We start from the raw sequence: 5,170 nt of genomic DNA on the forward strand, positions 1-5,170 counted from the left end.
CGCGGAGACCCTGCCAGCGTTCGACCGCGGCGATGACCGGGCGCAGCTCGGCGTGCTCGCGCGCGAGCGCGACCGGGTCGCCGCCGCCCTCGGCGAGCCGCGCCTCGACGTAGGCGAAACGCTCCGCGATCTGCTGCAGCCGGTCCTCGGGGATCATGCGCGCGTCAGTCCTCCATCCGGGTCACGGGGTCAAGTGGGCGGCGCCCGGGCCGCGCCCGGCGGCGCGGGCCAAGCGGTTTCGAAACCGCTTGGCCAAGGCGTTTCGAAACGCCTTGGGCTCACCCCTCCGCGCGGAGCGCCGCGATCCAGCGGTCGACGCGCGCGCGATTGACGCCCATGTCGGAGGAGCCGAAACGCAGCCGCCCGTGGATCAGAAGATCCGTGCCCTCCTGCCTGACGGTGGTGTAATCCGGAAAGCCCCAGAGCGCCGAGCGCGTGATGTAGGTCACCATCCCCTCGGCCACCGAGCCGGCGAGCACCTGCGTGCGCGGCGTCGCGCGGGCGATGGCGTCGAAGCGGCGCAGCGCCTCCGGCCCCGCGTCCGTCACGCGCCGCTTCACGCCACCGGGGAGGTCCTCGTCCTCCGTCACCTCCGGCGCGACGTGCCAGCGCGCCGGGTCGCTCGGCGCGAAGCGCACCCAGGCCGCGAAATTCGCCGCCACCAGAAGGATCAGAACGCCGAGCCAGAACAGCACTTTCACATCTCCGTCCTTTCCTGTGTCGCGCGAGCGAGCCGCGCCTGCCCGATCAGGCAGAGCAGCTCCATCGCCGCATGCGCGCCTGCCACCGCCGTCGCGCCTGTCGTGTCGAACGGCGGCGAGACCTCGACCACGTCGCCCCCCCGGATGTCGAGCCCGGCGAGCCCCTGCAGGAGCGCCGACGCCTGCCAGCTCGCCAGCCCGCCCCAGACCGGGGTGCCGGTCCCCGGCGCGAAGGCCGGGTCGAGCGCGTCGATATCGAAGCTGAGATAGGCGGGCCCCGCGCCGACGATCCGCCGCACCTGCGCCACGACGGCCCCGACGCCGTTCTCGTGCACCTCGCGCGCGTCGATGACGGCGATGCCCAGCGGGTCGGGATTATGGGTGCGGATGCCGATCTGCACCGAACGCGCCGGCGCGATCAGCCCGCGCTTCACCGCCTTGTAGAACATCGTGCCGTGATCGACGCGGGCCGGGTCGTCGTCGGCCCAGGTGTCGGTGTGCGCGTCGAACTGGATGAGCGCGAGCGGCCCGAACTTCGCCGCGTAAGCCTCCAGAACGGGGAGGGAAATCGAGTGATCCCCGCCGAGCGTCAGGCTCGCCGCGCCGGCCGCGAGGATGCCCGCGACATGCGCCCGGATCGCCTCCGGCGCCTCCGCGGGGCGCGCGTAGTCGAACGCCAGATCGCCGTGATCCGCGATCGCCAGCGCCTCCATCGGGTTCCAGCCGCCCCAGCCCCAGGGCGGATCACAGGTCTGGAGCGCGCTCGCCTCGCGGATGGCGCGCGGGCCGAGGCGCGTGCCGGGCCGGTTCGTCACCGCCTGATCGAAGGGCACGCCGGTCACGGCGACGTCCACGCCGCGCAGATCCTTGGTGTAGCGCCGGCGCAGGAAGGAGGTCGCGCCGGCGAAGGTGTTCTCGAAGCTCGCGCCCTTCAGCTCCTCCCGGGTGAAGGCGTGATCGACCTGCTTCGCGGCGTCCTCGAGGGCCATGCGCTCACTCCGCGGGCAGCGCCCGCTCGACGAGGCGGGCGTAAAGGCTCGCGCCGACGGGCGCGATCTCGTCGTTGAAATCGAAGGCCGGGTGGTGACACATCGGCGTCTCCCCCTGTCCGACGAGCAGATAGGCGCCCGGCCGCGCCTCGAGAAGATAGGCGAAATCCTCCGCGCCCATGCTCGGCTCCGTCTCGGTGTCGACCGCGTCGCCCACCACGTCGCGCGCGACCTCCGCGGCGAAGGCGGTCTCGCGCGGGTGGTTGACGGTCGCGGGATACCAGCGGTCGTAGTCGAGCGCGGCGGAGATGCCATGCGCCGCCGCGACACCCTCGACGATGGCGCGCACGCGCGCCTCCGCCCAGTCGCGCCAGTGCGGATCGAAGGTGCGCACGGTTCCGGCGAGCCGTGCCATGGCGGGGATCACGTTCGTCGTCGTGCCCGCCTCGATCTGCGTGAGCGCGATGCGCAGCTCGGCGCGCGGGTCGGCCTCGGCCGGAAGGCTCCGGATCGCCTGCGCCACGGCGAGCGCGGGGCCGATCGGGTCGAGCGCCTCGTGCGGGCGCGCGGCGTGCCCGCCCCGCCCGGTGAGCGTGAGCCGCCAGTCGTCGACCGCCGCCATGATCGGACCCGCCCGCGTGGACACATGCCCCACGGGCAGGCCCGGGCGATTGTGAAGCGCGTAGACTTCTTGCAGCCCGAACCGGTCCGGCACGCCCTCGGCCACCATGACGCCGCCACCGCCGCCATCCTCCTCCGCCGGCTGGAAGAGGAGCACCGCGCGCCCGGCGAAATTGCGCGTCTCGGCGAGATACCGCGCCGCGCCGAGCAGCATCGCGGTGTGCCCGTCGTGGCCGCAGGCATGCGCCCGTCCCGGCACGGTCGAGGCCCAGTCCGCCCCGCTCTCGTCGGGCATCGGCAGCGCGTCCATGTCGGCGCGCAGCCCCACCGCCGGGCCGTCGGCGCGCCCCCGGATCACCGCGACGACCCCGGTCTGCGCCACGCCCTCGTGCACCTCGTCCACGCCGAAGGCACGCAGCCGCTCGGCCACGAAGCGCGCCGTCTGGTGACAGTCGAAGCCGATCTCGGGGTGCGCGTGCAGGTGGCGCCGCCAGCCGGCCATCTCGTCGGAGAGCGCGGCGATGCGGTTGATGACGGGCATGGACTCCCTTTCTCTCGCGGGTCAGATTTCCACTTGAACAGCAACACGGTGTCCGCCGCAATGCCCCAAGATCCCTTCCCCGGCCTGACCGGCCTTTCCCGGCTGCGCGCCATCATGGCGCGGCTGCGCGACCCCGAGACGGGCTGCCCCTGGGACATCGAACAGGATTTCGCCTCCATCGCGCCCTACACGATCGAGGAGGCCCACGAGGTCGCCGACGCGATCGCGCGCGAGGCCTGGGACGAGCTCGAGGGGGAGCTGGGCGACCTGCTGCTGCAGGTCGTTTATCACGCGCAGATGGCCGAGGAGGCGGGGCTTTTCGACTTCGACTCGGTCGCGCAGACGATCGCCGACAAGATGGTGGAGCGCCATCCGCATGTCTTCGGCGCGGAGAGCCGCGACAAGAGCGCCGCGCAGCAAACCCGCGACTGGGAGGCGGTGAAGGCCGCCGAACGCGCCGCGCGGGCCGAGACGGGCGTGCTCGACGGCGTGGCGCTCGGGCTGCCGGCGCTGACGCGGGCGGTGAAGCTGCAGAAGCGCGCGGCGCGCGTCGGCTTCGACTGGCCCGAGGCGGGCGCCGTGCTGGACAAGATCGCCGAGGAGGCCGCCGAGCTGACAGAGGCGCGCGACCGGCTGGGCGCGGCCGAGATCGCCGAGGAGTTCGGCGACCTGATGTTCGTCATGGCCAATCTCGCGCGCCATCTCGGCGTCGATCCGGAGGAGGCGTTGCGCGGCGCGAATACCAAGTTCACACGGCGCTTCAACGCGATAGAGTCCGCTCTTCATGCAAAGGGCAAAGCCCCTCAGGACTCCGACCTCGCCGAGATGGATGCCCTCTGGGAGGCGGCGAAGCGCGCCGAGCGTGCCGGGTGATTGCGCCGCGCGCCGGCCTCTGCCACTTGTGATGCGGAGCACGACAGGACCGAGATGGCACCCCGCAGGATCATCATCGACACCGACCCGGGTCAGGACGACGCCGTGGCGATCCTGCTGGCGCTCGCCAGCCCCGAGGAGATCGAGGTGCTGGGGATCACGGCCGTGGCGGGCAACGTGCCGCTGCCGCTCACCGCGCGCAACGCCCGGATCGTCTGCGAACTCGCCGGGCGGCCCGATATCCGCGTCTTCGCGGGGTGCGACCGACCGCTCGTGCGGCCGCTGGTGACCGCCGAGCATGTGCACGGGCGCACAGGCCTCGACGGCCCCGACCTGCCCGAGCCGTGCATGGCGCTCGAGGAAGCGCACGGCGTTGATTTCATCGTCGAGACGCTGCGGCGCGAACCACCGGGGACGGTGACGCTCTGCCCGCTCGGGCCGCTGACGAACATCGCCACGGCGATCCGCCGGGCGCCCGAGATCGCGGACCGGGTGCAGGAGATCGTGCTGATGGGCGGGGCCTATTTCGAGGTCGGCAACATCACGCCCACGGCGGAGTTCAACATCTACGTCGACCCGGAAGCCGCTGATATCGTGTTCCGATCCGGCGCGCCGCTTGCGGTGGTGCCGCTCGATGTCACGCACAGGGCGCTGGTGACGCCCACGCGCAACGCGGCCTTCCGCGCGCTCGGCACGCCCGTGGGCCTCGCCGTGGCGCAGATGACCGATTTCTTCGAGCGCTTCGACAAGGAGAAATACGGCGCGGAGGGTGCGCCGCTGCACGACCCCTGCGTGATCGCCCGGCTGATCCGGCCGGCGCTCTTCTCCGGGCGCCATGTCAACGTCGAGATCGAGACCGGCTCGGCGCTCACCCTCGGCATGACGGTCGCCGACTGGTGGGGCGTCACGGACCGTGCGCCCAACGCGACCTTCCTGGGCGACGTCGATGCGGAGGGGGTCTTTGCGCTGCTGACCGAGCGGCTGGCGCGGCTATGAGCGCGGCGCTGCACCTCGCCCGGCCCGGGGACCTCGAGCGGCTGCTGCCGATGGTCGCGGCGATGCACGCGGAGGCCGGCACGGCCCAGGACGACGACGGCCGTCGCGCCGCGCTCGCCCCTCTGCTCGAGGGCTCGCCGCACGGCGCGGTCTACCTGATCGGGCCGCGCGGCGCGCCGATCGGCTATCTCGTGGTGACCTTCGGCTGGTCGGTCGCCTACGGCGGCCTCGATGCGGTGATCGACGAGATCTACGTCCGCCGCGCCGTGCGCGGGCGCGGCATCGCCGCCGACGCGCTCGACGCGCTCGCCCGCGCGCTGCGCGACGCGGGCGTCGTGGCGCTGCACCTGGAGGTCGACAGCGCGAACGCGGCGGCGCAGCGCCTTTACACCCGTGCGCATTTCACCACGCGCGACGCCACGCTGCTGATGACACGCCCGCTCTGAGGC

The 5,170-nt window shown here is 72.5% G+C and carries 6 protein-coding genes; 3 read left to right on the plus strand and 3 right to left on the minus strand.

From position 1 onward, the window contains the following. Positions 1–278 precede the first annotated feature (278 nt). From ACESL7_RS07415 to ACESL7_RS07425, 3 genes are read right to left on the minus strand one after another with little or no spacing between them, the layout of a single operon-like run. Positions 279–695, minus strand: coding sequence for a DUF1499 domain-containing protein (locus tag ACESL7_RS07415; protein WP_372892678.1), 417 nt, complete (start codon positions 693–695; stop codon positions 279–281). A 2-nt stretch (positions 696–697) separates the two neighbouring features. Next, on the minus strand, positions 698–1,690 hold the full coding sequence (gene speB, locus ACESL7_RS07420) for an agmatinase (RefSeq protein WP_372892679.1): 993 nt from the start codon (positions 1,688–1,690) through the stop codon (positions 698–700). A 4-nt stretch (positions 1,691–1,694) separates the two neighbouring features. Further along, on the minus strand, positions 1,695–2,852 hold the full coding sequence (locus tag ACESL7_RS07425; protein WP_372892680.1) for a M20 aminoacylase family protein: 1,158 nt from the start codon (positions 2,850–2,852) through the stop codon (positions 1,695–1,697). Positions 2,853–2,912: 60 nt separating this feature from the next. On the opposite strand from ACESL7_RS07425, the gene mazG reads away from it, so the two are divergent. From mazG to ACESL7_RS07440, 3 genes are read left to right on the plus strand one after another with little or no spacing between them, the layout of a single operon-like run. Continuing rightward, the gene (gene mazG, locus ACESL7_RS07430) at positions 2,913–3,725 is read left to right on the plus strand and encodes a nucleoside triphosphate pyrophosphohydrolase (protein WP_372892681.1); all 813 of its coding nucleotides are present in this window, start codon (positions 2,913–2,915) and stop codon (positions 3,723–3,725) included. A 54-nt stretch (positions 3,726–3,779) separates the two neighbouring features. Continuing rightward, positions 3,780–4,721, plus strand: coding sequence for a nucleoside hydrolase (locus tag ACESL7_RS07435; RefSeq protein WP_372892682.1), 942 nt, complete (start codon positions 3,780–3,782; stop codon positions 4,719–4,721). Continuing rightward, on the plus strand, positions 4,718–5,167 hold the full coding sequence (locus ACESL7_RS07440; protein WP_372892683.1) for a GNAT family N-acetyltransferase: 450 nt from the start codon (positions 4,718–4,720) through the stop codon (positions 5,165–5,167). Before ACESL7_RS07435 ends, ACESL7_RS07440 begins: the two co-directional genes overlap by 4 nt. Positions 5,168–5,170: the final 3 nt, after the last annotated feature.

Origin of the sequence: Rhodosalinus sp. (genome assembly GCF_041685465.1) — a bacterium.
Taxonomy (GTDB): Bacteria; Pseudomonadota; Alphaproteobacteria; order Rhodobacterales; family Rhodobacteraceae; genus Rhodosalinus.

Bases quoted from the DNA above. Each gene is read 5' to 3' on its own strand.
- speB (WP_372892679.1), bottom strand. From the start codon at position 1,690: ATGGCCCTCGAGGACGCCGCGAAGCAGGTCGATCACGCCTTCACCCGG.
- ACESL7_RS07425 (WP_372892680.1), bottom strand. From the start codon at position 2,852: ATGCCCGTCATCAACCGCATCGCCGCGCTCTCCGACGAGATGGCCGGC.
- ACESL7_RS07440 (WP_372892683.1), top strand. From the start codon at position 4,718: ATGAGCGCGGCGCTGCACCTCGCCCGGCCCGGGGACCTCGAGCGGCTG.
- ACESL7_RS07435 (WP_372892682.1), top strand. From the start codon at position 3,780: ATGGCACCCCGCAGGATCATCATCGACACCGACCCGGGTCAGGACGAC.
- mazG (WP_372892681.1), top strand. From the start codon at position 2,913: ATGCCCCAAGATCCCTTCCCCGGCCTGACCGGCCTTTCCCGGCTGCGC.